Annotated in this window: 16 protein-coding genes; 6 read left to right on the forward strand and 10 right to left on the reverse strand. The window is 67.1% G+C overall.

Going from position 1 to position 17,290, the window contains the following annotated elements:
• Nucleotides 1-8: 8 nt before the first annotated feature.
• Together ACWPN8_RS19630 and ACWPN8_RS19635 are read right to left on the reverse strand one after the other, a co-directional pair.
• Nucleotides 9-173, reverse strand: coding sequence for a hypothetical protein (locus ACWPN8_RS19630; RefSeq protein WP_199237712.1), 165 nt, complete (start codon nucleotides 171-173; stop codon nucleotides 9-11).
• Between the two features lie 253 nt (nucleotides 174-426).
• Complete coding sequence (locus ACWPN8_RS19635) at nucleotides 427-1,146, reverse strand: GntR family transcriptional regulator (RefSeq protein WP_492241944.1); 720 nt, start codon at nucleotides 1,144-1,146, stop codon at nucleotides 427-429.
• A gap of 204 nt (nucleotides 1,147-1,350) precedes the next feature.
• On the opposite strand from ACWPN8_RS19635, the gene ACWPN8_RS19640 reads away from it, so the two are divergent.
• From ACWPN8_RS19640 to ACWPN8_RS19655, 4 genes are read left to right on the forward strand one after another with little or no spacing between them, the layout of a single operon-like run.
• A complete protein-coding gene (locus tag ACWPN8_RS19640) occupies nucleotides 1,351-2,184 on the forward strand; it encodes an ABC transporter ATP-binding protein (protein WP_492241945.1) in 834 nt (277 codons plus the stop codon).
• Nucleotides 2,185-2,224: 40 nt separating this feature from the next.
• Nucleotides 2,225-3,244, forward strand: coding sequence for an ABC transporter substrate-binding protein (locus ACWPN8_RS19645; protein WP_492241946.1), 1,020 nt, complete (start codon nucleotides 2,225-2,227; stop codon nucleotides 3,242-3,244).
• Complete coding sequence (locus tag ACWPN8_RS19650) at nucleotides 3,244-3,987, forward strand: ABC transporter permease (protein WP_492241947.1); 744 nt, start codon at nucleotides 3,244-3,246, stop codon at nucleotides 3,985-3,987. Before ACWPN8_RS19645 ends, ACWPN8_RS19650 begins: the two co-directional genes overlap by 1 nt.
• Before the next feature lie 34 nt (nucleotides 3,988-4,021).
• Nucleotides 4,022-6,385 carry a hypothetical protein gene (locus ACWPN8_RS19655; RefSeq protein WP_492241948.1) on the forward strand — a complete coding sequence of 788 codons (2,364 nt, stop codon included), beginning with the start codon at nucleotides 4,022-4,024 and terminating at the stop codon, nucleotides 6,383-6,385.
• Between the two features lie 102 nt (nucleotides 6,386-6,487).
• On the opposite strand, the gene ACWPN8_RS19660 is transcribed toward ACWPN8_RS19655, so the two are convergent.
• The 8 genes from ACWPN8_RS19660 to ACWPN8_RS19695 all read right to left on the reverse strand — a co-directional run bounded on the left by ACWPN8_RS19660 (nucleotide 6,488) and on the right by ACWPN8_RS19695 (nucleotide 14,520).
• On the reverse strand, nucleotides 6,488-6,706 hold the full coding sequence (locus tag ACWPN8_RS19660) for a hypothetical protein (RefSeq protein ID WP_109451242.1): 219 nt from the start codon (nucleotides 6,704-6,706) through the stop codon (nucleotides 6,488-6,490).
• Nucleotides 6,707-6,898: 192 nt separating this feature from the next.
• On the reverse strand, nucleotides 6,899-7,603 hold the full coding sequence (locus ACWPN8_RS19665) for a regulator of G-protein signaling domain-containing protein (RefSeq protein WP_109451241.1): 705 nt from the start codon (nucleotides 7,601-7,603) through the stop codon (nucleotides 6,899-6,901).
• Nucleotides 7,604-7,901: 298 nt separating this feature from the next.
• Complete coding sequence (locus ACWPN8_RS19670) at nucleotides 7,902-8,615, reverse strand: hypothetical protein (protein ID WP_492241949.1); 714 nt, start codon at nucleotides 8,613-8,615, stop codon at nucleotides 7,902-7,904.
• Between the two features lie 27 nt (nucleotides 8,616-8,642).
• A complete protein-coding gene (locus ACWPN8_RS19675; protein ID WP_492241950.1) occupies nucleotides 8,643-9,884 on the reverse strand; it encodes an ATP-grasp domain-containing protein in 1,242 nt (413 codons plus the stop codon).
• The gene (locus tag ACWPN8_RS19680) at nucleotides 9,881-10,678 is read right to left on the reverse strand and encodes a hypothetical protein (protein WP_492241951.1); all 798 of its coding nucleotides are present in this window, start codon (nucleotides 10,676-10,678) and stop codon (nucleotides 9,881-9,883) included. The genes ACWPN8_RS19675 and ACWPN8_RS19680 overlap by 4 nt, the downstream gene beginning before the upstream one ends.
• 1 nt (nucleotide 10,679) lies before the next feature.
• Nucleotides 10,680-11,747 (reverse strand): ABC transporter substrate-binding protein, encoded by a 1,068-nt coding sequence (locus ACWPN8_RS19685; RefSeq protein WP_492241952.1) that lies wholly within the window; start codon nucleotides 11,745-11,747, stop codon nucleotides 10,680-10,682.
• Nucleotides 11,744-13,744, reverse strand: coding sequence for an MFS transporter (locus ACWPN8_RS19690; protein ID WP_109451234.1), 2,001 nt, complete (start codon nucleotides 13,742-13,744; stop codon nucleotides 11,744-11,746). The genes ACWPN8_RS19685 and ACWPN8_RS19690 overlap by 4 nt, the downstream gene beginning before the upstream one ends.
• Nucleotides 13,744-14,520 carry a hypothetical protein gene (locus ACWPN8_RS19695; RefSeq protein ID WP_492241953.1) on the reverse strand — a complete coding sequence of 259 codons (777 nt, stop codon included), beginning with the start codon at nucleotides 14,518-14,520 and terminating at the stop codon, nucleotides 13,744-13,746. Before ACWPN8_RS19695 ends, ACWPN8_RS19690 begins: the two co-directional genes overlap by 1 nt.
• 436 nt (nucleotides 14,521-14,956) lie before the next feature.
• Here ACWPN8_RS19695 and ACWPN8_RS19700 point away from each other — a divergent pair, with 436 nt between their 5' ends.
• A complete protein-coding gene (locus ACWPN8_RS19700; protein WP_492242102.1) occupies nucleotides 14,957-15,967 on the forward strand; it encodes a response regulator in 1,011 nt (336 codons plus the stop codon).
• Between the two features lie 141 nt (nucleotides 15,968-16,108).
• Entirely contained in the window at nucleotides 16,109-17,284 is a 1,176-nt protein-coding gene (locus ACWPN8_RS19705) for a helix-turn-helix domain-containing protein (protein WP_492241954.1), read from the forward strand.
• The last annotated feature ends 6 nt before the right edge of the window (nucleotides 17,285-17,290 follow it).

A 17,290-nucleotide genomic window follows, 5' to 3' on the forward strand; every position in this document is an offset into this window, starting at 1 on the left:
GAAACCTGCTATTGGCCGACCGGCAGCAGCCCGCTGACACCGATCGCCACCGGCAGCTTCGCCGGGCCGGCAGGCACGGTCTGCGAAAAGGCTGGCTGGGCAAGACCGAGTGCGGCCAGCAGCGACAGGGTGCCGGCGACCAGGGCGGTCGAACGAAGGATCAGATCGAGCATGGGGCTGGCTTTCAAAAATCTTGCTTTCAAATTTTGAAATTCGGATCGGTTGTCGACAGCGGGATGTCCGGGCGACGGCGATGACCTGCCGCAGATCGCCATCCCTCCTCATTCGGGGTCGTGTGCAGCGCTCTCCATTCACCATCTGAAGAGACCATAGACCTATTTTATTCCTACTGTAAAGATAGCGATTTAAAATTTTGATATACAAATAATTTATGTTTTATCAGGCCGGGATGTCCGCCGCCCAACCCTACCCTTCCCAGCGGTGGGACAGGATGAAGCTGTAGCGTTCGGATCTGATGTGGAACACCGAACGGTCGGCACAGCCGCCACCGACGAAGACGGAACGGCGGTCCATCACCAGCACCGGCGCGCCCGCCGGCAGGCCGAGCGCCGCCGCCACCTCCGCCTCGGCCGCTGCCGCCTTCACCTCGATGTCGGCGCCGCCGACCGGCTTGCCGACGATGTCCTGCAGGAGGCCGTAGATTGGCTTGTGTCCGGCCGCCTGCCAATCAACGGGCTCCAAAGCCGGCGGCAGCAGGCTGCGGCCCAGGGCCACCGGCTCGCCATCCACCAGATGCAGGCGGCAGACTTCCAGGCAATGAGGGCCGAAATCCTCCCGCAGGTCCGGCGGCGTCGCCACGATCCGCGCCGAGATCGGCCGCATCGTGGCGTCCAGCCCCTGAAGCCGCAGGGATTCGTGGAAGCTGCGCAGGCGGTCGAGCGGATGCTGGACGCGCTTGCCCGCGGTGAAGGTGCCCTTGCCTTTGCGGCGCTCGATCAGCCCCTCCGTCTCCAACCGGTCGAGCGCCAGCCGGACGGTGACCCGGCTGACGCCGAAGCGGGCCCCGATCTCGCTCTCCGTCGGCAGCCGTCCCGACGGCTCGAACAGACGGGCCGCGATCTCGTCGCGCAGCCGGTCGGCGATCTGCCGGTACAGCGCCGTCGCGTTGTCTCGCACCACGGGCACCCTGGCGTCCCTCCCCGATTGATCGACCCGGCCAACGGATCGAAGCCGCCTTGATGCCACCGGCGACGGGACGGCTCAAGCCTCGATACCGTCACGCTGCCGGCTGCGTGAATCCGATTCAATTCCCTAGTTGCCACGTATTTTATAATATGTATTATATTGTATTATCGAATTGAGGCGGTTGATCGGGGGGATAAAACGGACATGGACTGTGGATTTCAGACCTCTCCACCCAGCAGCCGCTTCGATGCTTTTTCCGGCGATCGCTCCGGCGGTGCCGACTTCCACGTCGATGGTGTGGATTTCGCCTATGACGGTGCACATCCTGTGTTCCGCTCGCTGGCGCTGTCCGCCCGGCCGGGAGAGTTCGTGGCGCTGCTCGGCCCGTCGGGCTGCGGCAAGACCACGCTGCTGAACCTGCTGTCCGGCTTCCTGCCGCCCGATGCCGGCCGCATCACCATCGACGGCGAAACGGTGACGCCGGAGATGCCGGCACTGGGCTATGTCTTCCAGTCGCCGCAGCTGTTTCCCTGGCTGGACGTGCTCGACAATGTCCGTTTCGGCCTGCGGATGGCGGGCCGGCTGCCGGATGCGGAGCAGCGGGACAAGGCGCTGGCGGCACTGGCACTGGTCGGGCTGGAGGCCGCGGCCGGCAAGTTTCCCCACCAGCTGTCGGGCGGCATGCAGCAGCGGGTGGCGCTGGCCCGTGCGCTGGTCCTGGAGCCACGCCTGCTGCTGATGGACGAGCCCTTCGCCGCGCTGGACGCCATCACCCGCGCCACCTTGAACGAGGAACTGCTGCGGCTGTGCGGCCGGCTCGGCCAGACGGTCCTGTTCATCACCCACGACGTGGAGGAGGCGGTGTTCCTGGCCGACCGCGTCGTGCTGCTCGACATCGCCCCGGCCGGCATCCACAGCGAACTGGCCATCGACCTGCCCCGCCCGCGCCGCCTGCGCGAGACGCGGCGGCTGGACCGCTTCACCGCCCTGACCGACACGCTGCTGGAGCGGATTTCCGCCATCGTCGCCGCGGCCTGAGCCGCCCTGCGAATCAGCCCAGACCAAAAGGATTTCGCGCATGAACCGGATGTTCGCCGCGGCGCTGTCCGCCGCCCTGTACGGCTCCATCGTCCTGCTCGCCGGCATCGCCCCGGCCGGGGCCGCCACACCGGGCGACAGCCGGCCGCTCCGGGTCGGCTGGGTCTTCGCCATGGCCAACGCACCGGCGCTGGTCGCCGACCGCAAGGGCTTCTATGCCGACGAGGGACTGACCGTGGAGGCCAAGCCCTTCGGCGACGGGCCGGTCATCCAGCAGGCGTTGGCCGCCGGCGAGCTGGACGTCGCCTATATCGGCGCGCCGCCGGTCTACCAGTGGGCGGCGCGCGGGCTGGACAGCCGCATCCTGGCCAAGGTCAATTACGGGCAGGCGGCGGTTATCGCCAACAATCCCGCCATCGCCAAGCTGTCCGACCTGCGCGGCCGCAAGGTCGCCGGGGTGGCGCGCGGCAGCGGGATGGACGTGCTGCTGCGCGGCGTCGTGCTGAAGGAGGCCGCCGGACTCGATGCCGACCGCGACCTGTCGGTGGTGTCGATGCCGGTCGGCAACATGAACGCCGCGCTGGACAGCGGTACGGTCGACGCCGCCTTCACCTGGGAACCCTTCATCAGCCAGCAGGTGCTGCGGGGAAGCGCGCATGTGCTGTTCGACGTCAACCAGGCGCTGCCCGGCTACCCCTGGTACGTGGTGATGGCGCCGAAAAAGACGCTGGCGGAGCGGCCGGACGATGTGGTGAAGCTGCTGCGCGCCCATGCCAAGGCCATCGCCTGGCTGTCCGACCACCCGGCCGAAGGTGACGCCCTGATCGCCGAGGCGTTCAAGCTGGAACCGGTGAAGCGCGCCGACGGCACCGAGATCGCCCCGGCCGCCGTCGCCGCCGAGGCGCGCAAGCGGCTGGGCTGGTCGGACCGGCTGGAGGACAGCGACCTCGCCTTCATCCAGCGGCTGATGGACACCTCGCTGGCGCTCGGTTTTATTCCGGCGCCGATGAAGGCGGCGGACATCGTCGACGGCTCCTACCTCCGCCGGGCCGGCCGCTGATGCGGACCCGGCTTTACGGCTGGGCGGCCTTCCCGGCGCTGCTGCTGGTGTGGAGTGCGGCCGCCTGGAACCTGCCGCCCTATGTCCTGCCGCAGCCCTGGGCGGTGGCGGCGGAGGCTGTGCGCTGGCTGGACAGCGGCCAGCTCGCCGCCCATGTCGGCGCCAGCCTGCTGCGCGAGGCCGGCGGCTTCGCCATCGCCGTGCTGGGCGCGCTGACGCTGGGTCTGGCCGGCGCGCTGTCGCCGGGCTTCCGCGCCTTTTCCGCCCCGCTGACCGGCTTGTTCATGGCAATCCCGCCCATCGCCTGGGCGCCGCTGTCGATGATCTTCTTCGGGCTGGGCTATGTCGCCATCACCATGGTGATCGTGGTCGCCGCCCTGTTCCCGATGGCGGTGACGGTGCAGGAGGGCTTCCTCGCCATCCGCAACGGCAACCTGCGCGCCGCCCGCGTGCTGGGCGCCCGCCGCTGGCAGCTGATCCGCCACGTCTATCTGCCGGCCTCGCTGCCCTTCCTGACCGCGGCACTGCGCATCGGCTTCAGCCAAGCGTGGCGGGCGCTGGTGGCGGCCGAGATGCTGGGCGCCTCGCAGGGGATCGGCTGGATGGTGGCGATGGGCGGCCAGATCGGCAACGCCACCCAGGTGCTGCTGGGCGTCGCGATCATCGGCATGACCGCCTGGATCACCGAAAGCCTCGTCTTCCGCCGCATCGAGCGGCGCTACCGCCACTGGCACCTCGCCTGACCCGATAACCCGCAAAACCGGAGGAAACGCCGCCATGTCAGAAGCCCAGCCGCCTGTCCGCCACATCGCCCCCGTCGGGCTGTACGAGCGCAACAAGGACCGCCCCTTCCTGGGATCGACCAGCTGTTCGCACCGCCGGCTGGTCGCCGGCGAATGGACCGAACTGCAGCTGGTCTACGAGGTCGGCGCCTCGGGGCTCGCCGACGGCGCCGGCATCAAGCTGGCGATGAAGTTCTATTCCGACTGGGCGCTGTTCCAGACCAGCGACCCGCAGGCCGCCAACTATGTCTCGGCGGAGTATGAGGCCGGACCGCTGGTGCCGGGGCAGAGCCCGGCGACGATCCAGGCGCTGAAGGTGCGCTTCGACCAGAAGGGCCACGAGCGCCCCTATCAGAAGGCCATCGTCATCGACGTGATCGACGGCTATCTCAATCCCGGCGACCGGATCGTCATCCGGCTGGGCGACCGGCGGCGCGGCGGGCCGGGCACGCGGGTGCAGAGCTTCGTCGAGCAGGGATTCCGCTTCCGCGTCTTCATCGACCCGCTCGGCAGCCAGAAATACGCCGAAGTGCCGGGCGATTGCGTGATCGACATCGTTCCCGGCGCGCCGGCCGCCCTGCGTCTGGTGGCGCCGCGCCTGACGGCACCCGGCCCGGCCAGCCTCTTGCTGCGCGCCGAGGATGTCTGGGGCAATTGCTGCACCGAAGGCCCGGTCGATGCCACCCTGACCCTGGCGGGACCGCAGGGGGAGGCAACCGAGCAACTGACGCTTTCCCCCAACTCCGATGCTTACGGCTGGCTGGTCCATCGCCAGGATGCTGCGCTGTCGGAAGGCGACTGGCGCATTGCCGCCACCGCCGACGGGCTGGTCCCGGCCGAAGCCTTCGTCACCGTCGAAGAGAGCGCGCCGCGTGCCTACTATGCCGACCTGCATGTCCATTCCAACGACACGGTCGGCACCAACGACACCGCCTACAACCTGTCCTATGGCCGCGACATCGCCGGACTGGATGTGCTGGGCTACACCGCCAACGACTTCAACGTCACCGAAAAGGCCTGGACCGAGGCGGTCGGGCTGATCGACCGCTTCAACCAGGCCGGCCGTTTCGTCTGCTATCCCGGCACCGAATGGTGCGGCAACTCGGCGGCCGGCGGCGACCACAATGTCGTCTTCCTGCGCGACGGCGTGCCGCAATTCCCCACCGACAGCCGGGGCCAGCCGGTCCGCTCCTTCGAATGGAACGAGTCCACGCGCGGCAAGCTGCGCCCCGGCGCCTGGCCGCTCGACGATCTCTATGCCGCCTATCAGGACGACCCGGAAGGCCATCTGCTGATCCCGCATGTCGGCGGACGGCGCTGCAATCTCGACTGGCACCATCCCGAGCTGGAGCGGCTGATCGAGATCGGCTCCGCCTGGGGCCAGTTCCACTGGGTCTATGCCGAGGCGCTGGCCCGCGGCTACCGGCTCGGCGCCTCGGCCAGCAGCGACGAGCACCAGGGCCGCTGCGGCGGCGGGGCGCCGGCCACCGCGGTGTTTGGCGCGCGCGGCGGGCTGACCGGCGTGCTGGCCGACCGGCTCGACCGCGCCACCATCGGCCGGGCGCTGCGCGCGCGCCGCACCTTCGCCACCACCGGGGAGCGCAGCTTCGCCAGCCTGCGGCTGGGCCAGCAGTGGATGGGCGAGGTGGTCACGGCAGCCGGCGGGGACGAACTCGACTATCGTGTGCTCGGGGACCGCGGCTGGGAAAGCCTGCGGCTCTACGACGGCGAGACCCTGCTGTGGGAGCGCGACCTGCACCGCGAGCTCGGATTGTCGGACCGCCGCATCCGCCTGCGGCTGGGCGGCGCCCGCATCAAGGACCGCTATCGCGGCGCCTATTGGAGCGGCGGCATCACCGTCACCGGAGCGGCGGTGCAGCGGGTCGAGCCCTTCGGCTTCGACCATCCGGAGCAGGGCTGCTGGCGGCAGGATGCCACCACGGTGGCTTTGCGCACCGTCACCCACGGCGACACCGACGGGGTGGAACTGACGCTGTCGCAACTGGCCGGCACGCGCATCCGGGTGCAGCTCGACATCGGCACCTATGTGAAGGTCGGCAACCCGCTGACCCCGCCGCCCAACCCGCATGCGCCGGAGGCGGTGCTGGAGATCGAGGGCGACGCGCTGCTGGATGCCGCCCGCTCGCCGGCCGGAGCCGTCAGCCGCCTGCTGCCCGGCACGGAACTGGAGGTGACGGTGGAGCGTGTCACCGAGGCGCCGCTGCCCCGCGATCTCGCCGGCCGCATCCCGCTGGCCGGACTGGATCTGGCGGCGGGCCGCGAGCATCCGCTGTTCCTCACCGGACGGCAGCGCGACCAGTCGCGGGTGTGGACCTCGGCGCTGTTCCTGATGGTCTGAGGCGGCTCACGCCGCTCCGGCAGGAACCGAAATGCGGGAAACCGTTGTCGCCGGTCGAACGGCTGGCGACAACGGCACCGGCGTCCTCGGCCCGATTGCGGATCACTGCTTCCGGGCTTGCCGGGAACAGTCCGGCCACGGACAGCCGCAGGAGGGGAACCGGCAATCGTCGCCGTTCACATCGCATGCCTGGACAGCGATCTTGTAGCGCAGGCCGAACTCGTCGTCCGCGGTGATCAGCCCACAGGCAGCATGCGCTTCCAAGTCGACACGCGCCGCCTGGAGGCAAACGCGCGCGATCTGCTTCGGATCCTTCATCATGGCACTCGCCTCGGTGTCATTCCCGGAGATGGAACGCACAGATGCGGCATCCGGACCCTGACACTTCCGAATGCCTACTTCCGGGACAGGTGACACCCAACGACGAGTATGCAGGTCAACGCGGCAATCCGCACCTCCAATATCCTGCGGGCATGCTTTGGCGGGAGACCGATGCGGCCGCTGCCGGCAGCCCTATGCTGTCCCTTCGGCCACGGCGGCACTCAGCCTCACGACGGTATCGGCCAGGTTTACGCCGATTTCCATCTCGACCTTGTCCCAGGGCATCGCCTTCCATTTGCCGTCCTGCGCACATTTGTCGCAGAGCTTCCGGGTCGACGAGGACATGTTGACCTCTTTCGGCGAGCCCGCCCGGACGTAGAGTTCATAGGCCTTCTGCGCATTGGCCTCCGAGTTCACCTTCTTGTTCAGGATCAGCCCGAAAAGCTCCATATTCTCGGTCGAATATTCCTTTTTTGCCTGCTTCAGCAGGAGCTTGTACCAGTATGGCGATTTGAAGAAGCCGTCGAGGTCATCCGGCCAGCTCCCGAACCGTTCCAGATCCATGAAGACGTTGGCGGTGATCTTGTTGAGCGACGCGACCATCGCGGCGCAGGCGTCGGCGTAAACGTCGTCCCCATCCTGCCGCGCCGCCTTGCCGGCGGAGTCCAGCGTCGGGATGTAGTCCGAGGCGGCAGACTGGAAGGCGCGTGCGGACTTCTCCGCCTCCTTGACGGTCTTGGCCGCATCGTACGCCTTCAATGACTTCTCAAACCCGGTGGAACTGATTTTGGAAAAAATTTTCCCGAATCGGCTCTTCGGATCGGGCTTCTTCTTGCCGGTGTCCGCCTCGAATTTGGATTTGGCCTTCTTCCAGGACTCCAGATATTTCTTTGCCATCGCTTACTCTTGAATTTTATGATTGTTGTTTATTAAAATTTTGCCCCTCTCTGGACCGCGGCTGCCGTTCCATCAAGGACGCCTTTCCGTCCAACACGGTTTTTCCTTCCGGTGACCGGCATCCATCGGACCGGACCGGGCGGGCGTTTTGCCCGCCCTGCTCCGACTTGCGCAGGCACCATCCGGCACCGACCCGGCGGCGGATCAGGCGTTCGCGCGCGAGTTGACGAGCTGGACGACGCCTTTGCAGGCTGCCGAAAACTCCTTCATATGGTCGAGGATCACCTTCGGCGTGGCATCAACCGGCACCTTGACCGGCTCGGCCGCGCTGCTCTGGTTCGCCCAGGGATCCAGCTTCTTCTTGAAGAAGTCGGGATCGGCCAGGAGACCTTCGATCTTGCGCGCGAACACCAGCTGCATGGTGATGTCGCGGGCCAGCGTCGGGAACAGCTCGTTGTAGGTTTCCGCCGTCGGCTTGGCCTTGACCTTGGCAACGCCGGCCGCCGCGCGGGCCAGCGCGCCGTTGATGTTCTTTTCCCAGTTTTTGAGCATCTTCTGCTCGACGGACAGAATCCTTCTCCGCCTCGTTGAACTTCTGGGTATACATCCCCACCGCGGACTCGATGGTGGCTTCCAGCGCCGCCAGCTCCTTGACCAGGAACTTCAACGCCTTCTCGTAGTTCGTCTTGAAATCCTTTTCCGTCCGCTTGTCGAACTCGGCGTAGATTTCCTTCTGAAGGACTTCGAGATAGCCCTTCTTCGCCTTGGAGAAATCCTTCGACGCGGCCAGGAACGCGGCGACGACCTTCTTGCCTTCCTTGACGTCGGTCGAGTTGGTGGTGTCGCAGGCGGAGAGCGCCTTCTCGCACTTCTTCAGCGAACCGGACAGGCCGGTGTGGCTGCCGAAGGCATTGAAAATGCCCTTGCTTTCCTTCGGCTTATGCTTGCCGGTGAGAGCCTCGAACTCTTTCTTGGCCTTGTCCCACTGCAGATCGTACGGAGTGTGCGCCATCTAATCCTCCTCAGGGGGTCGGTTGAATCAGGGAGTTACGACCGGTTGCAGGCTCTCTTCCATGTCACGGATCGCCGCCCAATCGCGCTCGAACACGGCCCGGTCGGAGTGGGAGAGGTAGATTTTCGCCAGCACCTGGGTCAGGTCGAGCGTCGGGACGATCCGGGCACCGATGCGCGGCACGATGCCGTAGCCGCGGACGCTCTCGAACCGGTCCAGCACGCCAAGGTCGGGAAGCGCCTCCACACGGCCGGAGACCAGCACCGGCAGGTACAGCACCATGGCGTCGGCCAGGAAGCGGTAATGCCCATCGGCACCACCGGGGCAGACCCCGCTGTCGAAGGCCTCGACCAGCAAATCCACCTGGTCATGGCCGGTGCCGTGACCTATCGCGGTGGTCGATCCCGCCGGCCCCATGGCCCGTGCGGCGATCTCCACCAGCGCCGGCCCGCGGGAGGTCAGCCGCACTTCGGCATGGGCGGCGCCGTCGGTGATCTCCAGCGCGTCGAGCGTGCGCCGGATGTAGGACATGAGCTGGACGGACCGCTCGTCGTCCGGCGGCAGCAGGCGGTAGTAGTCGTAAACGAAGGGAGAGCCGTTCAGCGTGCGCTTGGCCGACTGCAGCACGTCGCAGACATAGTGCCGGCCATTGCGGCTCACCGTGTTGACCACATATTCATCGCCGTCGAGATAGGTCTGCACCAGCGCGCGCCGGTTCGGCGTGCCGCAGAAATTGCGGCTGGAGAGGATCGACTCCACGGCCTCCCGCAACGCCGGAGCGCCGTCGCAGAAATAGACATGGTCGGTTGACGCGCTGTCGAGCGGCTTGGCGACCACCGGCCAGCCGGCGCCGGCCGCCCAGTCCACCGCCTCTGTACCCGACTCCACCATGGTCTGCCGGGCCGTCAGCAGGCCTGCGGCACCCAGCCGCTCGATCATCATATATTTGTTGCGCCGCGCCGCCGTCAGCTTGGGCGTGTTGCCCGGCGTGCCCAGCGCCGCACCGAGAGCGTCGGCCAGTTCCACGGCGGACTCGTTGCCCGGCAGCACGAAGGAGGGGCTGTGCGCGCGCATCCGCTCGGCCAGGGCCGGGAGGTCACCGTCGAACAGGACCAACTCGTCGAAGTCGCCGGGAACATAGCTGAGAAGCAGCGAGGGCGCGAGATCGGGACGGCTCTGCACCGCGATCACGCGGTAACCGCGCGCGCGCAGCCGGGGAGCGAGCAGATGTCCGGTCGAGTAGGGATCGACGACGATCGCTGTCTTCATGGGATGGCCTCCAGTTCGGCAGGAGCGGTCGCGCGGCGGGCGGCGGCAGCCGGGCGGGCGTAGATCATGAAGGGCTCGTCGCCGCAGAAGGTGACGGTGCGCCCGACCAGCCCCGCCTCGAAGGCGGCGTTCTGCGCCGCATGGTCGGCGACGCGCAGGGCACGGTCGGTTCCGGGCTCGAAGGCCGGCGGCGGCGCCTGCATGTCGCGGTGCAGCAGGTAGCGCAGACGGCCGCTGTGCATCACCAGGATGCGGCGGGCGGTGAAGCCGGACGCCAGCATGTTGGAGAGGCTGACCGGGTTGGACAGCGCCACCCGGCTCAGCAGGTGCGGCCGGCCGGCTCCCAGTGCGTAGAGCGTGCGCATGGTCACCAGAAGGCGCTGGAGCCCGTTGCCCCGGAAGTCGGTATGCACCATGCAGCTCGACATGTGGGCGGTCGCCGTCACATCGGGGCCCCCGCCCGGCAGATCATCGGCGAAGGCCGGCATCCCCGGTTGCGGCAAGCCGAGAACGGCGCAGCCGATGAGGCGGTCGCCGCCCGGTGCGCCGTGCGTCTCCAGACCGAGCGTGACGCCGCGCTCAGCCATATGCAGGCCGGAGAATTCTGGCGTTTCGGGAAAATAGGCGTCGATGTCCGGAAGGTTGCCGAAGATGAAGGAGCGGAACCGCTCCAGCGCCGGAAGATCGTCGGCGTCGAGGAAACGCACGCGGTAGGGAATGCCGGAAGGCTGTCCGCTGCACAGGCTCAGAATGCCTTGGTGGAGGGTCTGGGACGGTGAGGACACGACCGGCATGTCAGGCATCCTTGACGATTTCGGCGATGTTGAGCAGGCGCATCGGCGGGTAAAGGTCGAGACGCTTGGCGGTGTTGATGCGCAGCAGCAAGGAGAAGCGGTTCAGCGTCTCCACCGGTATCGCGGTGGCCGGCTTGGCTCCGCTCAGGATGTCGTAGGCCTTCAGCCCGGCGAAGCGGCCGACATTGACCGCCGGGCTCACCAAGCCCATCAGCAGGCCGGAGCGGCGGATCGGCAGTTCGGTGGAACAGAAGGTGGCGACATTGTTGGCCAGAGCCGCGTCGGCCACCGCTTGGCTGTTGTTCGACGCCACCAGCGTGTCCGGACCGATATAGACCAGTTCCGCCCCGGCCCGCGCCACGTCACGGATCAGGTCGGGAATGGCGTCGGGATTGGGCCTGCCGGTTCCATCGCGCGGAACCGCGCCGTCGATGATCTCAACCCCCTGGCGGGCCGCCTCCTCCTTCAGGTCGCGGACGGCGACGACCATGTTCTCTTCGGCCGGATTGTAGACCGCCGCGATCTTCTTCCAGCGCCGGTAGGCCAGCATCGTCTTCAACTGGACCGCCACCGGGGCGATGTGGCGGGTGCCGGTCACCGCCCGGCCCGGCTGCTCCAGCGAACGGACGATGCGCGAGGCGACCGGGTCGGTGACGGAGGTGAAGACCACCGGCACATCCGTCAGGAACTTCGAGGGATCGGGATCGTCGTAGCGGCCGACGGTCGCCAGCGTCAGCGGCGTGAACACGGTGAGCACGAGGTCGGGGCGGGCGGCGCGGATGTCCGGCAGCATGCCGGCCACCGCGGACGCCTGCTGCACCTCGCGCACATCGATCTTCGCCTGCATGCCCATGGATTCGAGCAGATCGCGGAATCCGAGCACGTCGCCGACATCCTTGCGCGGCGTCAGCACGATGATGTTGGCCGGCCGGTTGCCGCGCCCGGCCGTGACCGGATTGGGCGTCGGGGCTCCCGCCGGGCTACCCGCCATGGCGGCCGCAGCCGGGCCGGATGCCAGGAGCGCGCCGGCGGAGCCGAGGAGCAGCGAGCGTCGGGTCACGGAGGTCATGCCGGGTCCTTCTGGGGGAGGTCAGCGGAGGGCCGTCCGCCGGTGGCGGCCAGCAGGAGAAGCTGGGCGGCGACACAGGCGGCCAGCACGATGCCGATGCCCTTCATGGCGCCGTGGTAGCCGTAATAAGCGAGGAACAGGCCGGCCAGGAACGGCGCTATCACCGACCCCATGCGCTCGATAAGCCGGAACATGCCGATCACCGTGGTCTCGCCGAGCGTCGAACGCTCCCGCACGCAGGATTCCGCCAGAAGCGCCATCTGCGGGGTGTTGACCAGCGCATGGGCGAGGCCGAGCAGGGCGACGCCGGTGATGGTCATCGGCAGCGTCCCGGAATTGGCCAGCACATAGGCCGCCCCCGCGGCGATCACGCCGCCGATCGCCAGGAACGGGGTTCTCCGCCCCGAACGGTCGGACAGGTGCGCCACCAGCGGCGACGCCACGATCATCATCAGCCAGTAGAGAAGAAGCACGCGGCCGATCCACGACTGGCTGACCCCGCTGTCGTCCAGCGCCAGCGGCAGCAGGAAGAACAGCAGGGCGGTCAATCCGAACTTCGCCGGCACGGCGCTGAACAGGGTCACCGCCACGAAGCGCGGATTGGTCAGGCAAACGCCGACGTCGCGCAGCCGCAGCCCACGGGTCTTGGCCTTGCCGCCGTCGACATGCCGGGGCAGGAGGTGCCACGCCATCAAGGCCGCCGCCAGCGCCAGCGCCGCGGAGACGATGAAGGTCATGCGGAAGCCGATCTGGTCGGCGACGACACCGCCGATGGCCGGACCGCAGACGCCGGCCGTCAGGATGCCGCCCGCATAGAGCGCGATGGCGCCGGCACGCCGGCGCGGATCGGTGGCATCGATGACGAAGCCCTGCGCGGCGATGAAGACACTGGCATAGCCGACCGCGGTCAGGCAGCGGGCGACGATGAGCTGGATGAGATCCGTCGCCAGGCCGGACCCCAGCAGCCCAAGCGCCGAGAACACCGCGCCGGCAAGGAAAACGGTGCGGCGGCCCCGGCGTTCCGACACGTTGCCGGCAATCGGCTGGGCGACGGCCCAGAGCAGCATGAACAGCGCGATGGGCGCACCGATCACCAGCTCCTTGCTGAGGCCGGGCACCGGCTCGAAGAGATCCTTGATATAGACGGACAGGAAGGTGCGGGTCAGTTCCTCCGCCAGGGCGAAGACGAAGATGGCGAAACGCAGCTCGCTGATCCTCTGCATCGTCACGATGCGGTCGCCGGCGGCGGCGCGCGTTTCGGCTTTTTCTCCCGGCTGAAGCGGGGCGGCCCCCTCCGCATCGCGCATCACGTCGAGCGCGCGGTCTATGGCACGGCCGAGATGCCCCACCTCGTCGCGCCCGCGCAGCCCGGTCCGCAAGGTCAGCCTGCCCTCGGCACCCTCCTTGAGAACGTCGCCGACCCGCTGAAGCGGTGCCGTCACCGAACTGCCGACCACCAGCAGCAGGATTTCGATGTTCAGAAGGATGGCGACGATCAGCACCGACCCGAGATCGAAGACGATGTCGTTGAGCGCCGCTTCGACCGACCCGGCAGGAACGCCGACATGCAGGAGCGCCGGCACACCGCCGCCGACGGTCAATGCGGCATCGATGTAACGCCCGGCCACCGCGCCGTCGGCGTCGCGCGCCGCCAGCAGGTCGCCGGCCCGCGCATCCGGGGCGCCGGCGAATGCGGCGATCCGGTCGCCGACCATCAGCGCGATGTAGTTGACGTCCGGATTGACCGCGAGGGCATCGGCGAGGATTTCGTCGACCCCGTTGAGTTTCTCCACCTCGAAGCCCAGCGACACCGCCCGGTCGATCTGCGCGACGATGTAGCTGCCGACGACCTCCGCCTTGCGCGCCAGCTCCGGCTCCGCCTGGGGACGGAAGAGCGTGTTGAAATGGGAGGTCTGGACGACAAGGCTGACCAGCATGAGAACCGACACGAGGCCGGTGAGCAGCCAGTTCAGCCGCTTGATGAAGGTGAGTTCCATCAGGCGACCTCCACCGGCGCCGCCTTGCGCTCGTCCATGCCCTGCCGGCGGCGCGCGGACACGCGCTCCACGAAGCCGGCAAGTCCCGGGGCGAACGCCGCGATCTCCGGCGGAACGACCGGCCGCCCGCCGTCGGTCGCGGCCTCGACGATGACCGCCGCCTCCCGCAGGGACCGCTGAAGCCGCCGCATGACCAGCCAGACGACGATCAGGCTGATGACGTAGCAGGTGGCGAGGTTGATCGCGCCGGAAATCGCCAGTTCCGGGATCGTGCCGCGGATGCCCGCGCGCAAGGCGTCCAGGGAATAGGTGAGCGCGACGCCGCCGGCGACGCCGCCATAGGCGTTGCCGATGCTGAGCAGCAGCACCTGTGAGCCACCGTCGACGATCTTCGCCCCCCGGTCGGTCTTGCCGTCGCGTTGGAAGGCCGCGAGCCAGTTGTCGGGCAGCATGCCCCGGACCGCACTGCCGCCGGCCGCACCCAGCACCTCGCCCTTGTCATTGAACAGCATCAGCCCGGTGATCTGGAGGTCACGCACCAGGGCGCGCTGGATCATTTCGTCGAGGTTTCGCAACGCGTTCAGCGCAACGCCGAGGCTCACCGCACCTTCGACCTCGCTCGACAACCCATGGGCAACGACCCGGAAGCGCGAAGCCACCGTCTCCTCCACCATGCGCTCCATTTTGAGATACGAGAGCACCGCGGTCGAGGCGAGCGCGAAGCAGAGCGCCACCTGAAGCAGGAGCATGATCTTGGTCGACAGGGTCAATCGCATTGTCGGTCGCTTGGCTGATCGCAGATTTGTCTGCTCGGATTTGCTGCCGGGCCTGGAACTCGGATTCAGCCGACCTTAACGCAAATCAGCCGGGCTCGCGGACGAGACGGGTCCAGAGTGGACGCGTCCGGCGTGCAGTGGCCGGAGCCGACATTCATTTAGTGTGCATATGACCTAAGTAATATCTCCACAATCTGAGCGATAGCTTCGCTTCCTTCAAGAACAATCTAATATTTCTAAGCTGTAACATGACAATTGCGGGGGTAATTGCGCCACCCCATCGAATAAGCGCGAGTCGTGTCACAGCATTGTCTTCGCAAATTTGGGAGATCACGGAAGTTTATGCCCATACGTGCTACATCGCTTCTTTTCACGCTGCCGCCCGTTGTGGTACCTACTATGGGCATAGCTACATCGCAACCCAGAGGGTAGGATGATGCGGATCGAAATCGAGCGACCGTTGACGTGGCCGATCCGACCGGTGGAGACCAGCACGGAGCTTGTTGCACCGGGTCCTTCCATATTGGTCGTCGGACAGAACCTCCCCGCGGCCGACCGCGTGCGAGAAAGTTTCCTGCGCAACGGCCACCGCATCCAGGTGACCAGCGACATCGTCCAGGCGCTCGACACTCTGGAGGCCGACTCCTCCATCGGTGTCGTCGTCGTCCAGATGGTGATGCCGCATTTCGACGGGCTGGCGCTGGTCGAGCGCATGCAGTCCTCCATCGGCAGCCGTTCCGTCCAGTTCATCATCCTGGCGTCCGGCGCCCAGGTCGGTGACGTGGTGCGGGCGATGCATCTCAAGGTGGCCGACTTCGTGGACGATCCGGAGGACTTCGGCCGGCTGCACGGCGCTCTGGTGCGGGCGCTGTCCGTCAGCCAGACCACGCGCGAAGCCCCGCCCCACGACGCGGCGCTCGATGAGGCCTACCGGCACGGAATGGCGATGATCGCCGCGGTGAAGGCCCTGCGCGAACGACACAATGCGGCGGCCCCGTCCCCCTTCCCGGGTACGCCGGCGCCGTCCGCGCCGGCGCTCAGCGTCGTTCCGATGAGCAAGGCGAAGAAACCTCTTCCCGCCCGTCCGGAATCGGACCATGAGCGGTTGCGTGCGCTTCGCGCGCTCCAGCAGTGGCAGGCCTGCCGCGACAAGTTCTTCCCGAAGGATCTCTTCGAGGACCCCTGCTGGGCCATGCTGCTGGATCTGATGACCAACCACCTGCTGGGCAAGCGGATCTCGGTATCCTCGCTGTGCATGGCCTCCGGCGTTGCCCAGACGACCGCCTTGCGCCGCATTTCCAACCTTAAGGGCTGTGGCCTGATCCGCCGGGTGGCGGACGATCAGGACGGCCGGCGGGTCTTCGTCGAGCTGACCGAAGAGGGGATCGCCGCCATGTCGCGCTACATCGCGCACATCCAGTCGATCAATCCGCCTTCGTCCAACTGACCGCCGCAGTTGCCGGACCGAATGGTCGGCCGGTCCGCAGACCGCACCAATGAGGACTGTTTGGGCGTCGACAACCGCGATGCAAACCCGCGAAACTCGGGAAGGCCGGAGAATCTTGAAGCGCGTGGCCGCGGGGGCTGAATGACCGATCGGAAATTCAAGGAATTGATCGTGCTGTCCTCGGCCGATCAGGCCGGCGACGGTGGCCGCAAGCTCCCCGACCAAGCCCCAAGCTCGCGCGATGAAGTGGACCGCCAGAAGATGGCCGAGCGCCTGCGGGCGCAGGGCTGGAGCTATCGGCGGATATCCGAGGAGTTGCAGGTCTCCTACATCCTGGTGGCGCGCTGGCTCGGCGACGGCCCGGCGCAGCAGGCGGCCCGGGTCGCTTCTGTTTCAAAATCGACATCAACACCGGCGGAAACGCCCGCACCGGCCCCCAAGGGGAAGGCCGCCAAGGCTGCCGCGGCCCGGGCCGCAGCCGCGGCGGACGGCGACAGCGATGTTCTCGCCCTCCAGTTCCAGGCGTTCGAGCAGTATGTCCGCGAGGTCATCGCCACGCTCGACGAGCGTCACGAGACGATGATCGACCGCCAGGACGAATTGATCCGCGCCCTCGACGAGGAGCGCGCCAAGGCGCGTGCCCGCGAAGAGGAATTGCTGGAGGCGCTTGAGGCCGAACGGGCGCGCTGGTCCGAGGCGGAGGAGCGCTTCCGCGCCGAACTGGAGCAATTCAAGGAGGAGATGCGGGCCTCCGGCGGGTCGTCGGCCAGCGATGAGGACGAGGCCGCGTCGGACGACAACCCGTTCAGTTTCGGCGATGACGACGAAGAGGGGGGCGGTTCCGATCCCTTCAGCTTCGGCGACGACGAAAGCGGAAAAGACCCGTTCAGCTTCGGCGACGATGACGATGCTGAAACAGCTGCGGAGGATCCGTTCGGTTCCGGCAACACCGGGGAAACGGCGAGCGGCACGGATCCCTTCAGCTTCGACGAGGACGAGAAGGAAAAGGAGCCCGGCGAAGAGGATCCCTTCGGGTCCGACGATCCGTTCGCGGCCTTCGACACCGACGAGGATTCGTCCGAAACGGAGCAAAGCGCGACCGGAACTGCGGACGATCCGGAGGACGGGGCGGCTGAGACGGAGACGGCTGAGGACGAAGACCCGTTCAAGGCTTTCGAGGATGAAGCCGCAGCCGACGACACCCCGCCGGTCAGCGCCGACGCCTTCTCCTTCGACGAGGAGCCCGAAGCCAAGGAACCGGAGCCGGAACCCGAGCCGCCTAAGAAGCGCAAGGGGCTGCTGTTCTGGCGGCGTTGATATTGG

The sequence above is a fragment of the Azospirillum sp. UENF 112521 genome (assembly GCF_058780665.1).

Coding starts and splice junctions, on each gene's coding strand:
- ACWPN8_RS19630 (WP_199237712.1), bottom strand. CDS start 173: ATGCTCGATCTGATCCTTCGTTCGACCGCCCTGGTCGCCGGCACCCTG.
- ACWPN8_RS19640 (WP_492241945.1), top strand. CDS start 1,351: ATGGACTGTGGATTTCAGACCTCTCCACCCAGCAGCCGCTTCGATGCT.
- ACWPN8_RS19645 (WP_492241946.1), top strand. CDS start 2,225: ATGAACCGGATGTTCGCCGCGGCGCTGTCCGCCGCCCTGTACGGCTCC.
- ACWPN8_RS19650 (WP_492241947.1), top strand. CDS start 3,244: ATGCGGACCCGGCTTTACGGCTGGGCGGCCTTCCCGGCGCTGCTGCTG.
- ACWPN8_RS19655 (WP_492241948.1), top strand. CDS start 4,022: ATGTCAGAAGCCCAGCCGCCTGTCCGCCACATCGCCCCCGTCGGGCTG.
- ACWPN8_RS19660 (WP_109451242.1), bottom strand. CDS start 6,706: ATGATGAAGGATCCGAAGCAGATCGCGCGCGTTTGCCTCCAGGCGGCG.
- ACWPN8_RS19665 (WP_109451241.1), bottom strand. CDS start 7,603: ATGGCAAAGAAATATCTGGAGTCCTGGAAGAAGGCCAAATCCAAATTC.
- ACWPN8_RS19670 (WP_492241949.1), bottom strand. CDS start 8,615: ATGGCGCACACTCCGTACGATCTGCAGTGGGACAAGGCCAAGAAAGAG.
- ACWPN8_RS19675 (WP_492241950.1), bottom strand. CDS start 9,884: ATGAAGACAGCGATCGTCGTCGATCCCTACTCGACCGGACATCTGCTC.
- ACWPN8_RS19680 (WP_492241951.1), bottom strand. CDS start 10,678: ATGCCGGTCGTGTCCTCACCGTCCCAGACCCTCCACCAAGGCATTCTG.
- ACWPN8_RS19685 (WP_492241952.1), bottom strand. CDS start 11,747: ATGACCTCCGTGACCCGACGCTCGCTGCTCCTCGGCTCCGCCGGCGCG.
- ACWPN8_RS19690 (WP_109451234.1), bottom strand. CDS start 13,744: ATGGAACTCACCTTCATCAAGCGGCTGAACTGGCTGCTCACCGGCCTC.
- ACWPN8_RS19695 (WP_492241953.1), bottom strand. CDS start 14,520: ATGCGATTGACCCTGTCGACCAAGATCATGCTCCTGCTTCAGGTGGCG.
- ACWPN8_RS19700 (WP_492242102.1), top strand. CDS start 14,957: ATGCGGATCGAAATCGAGCGACCGTTGACGTGGCCGATCCGACCGGTG.
- ACWPN8_RS19705 (WP_492241954.1), top strand. CDS start 16,109: ATGACCGATCGGAAATTCAAGGAATTGATCGTGCTGTCCTCGGCCGAT.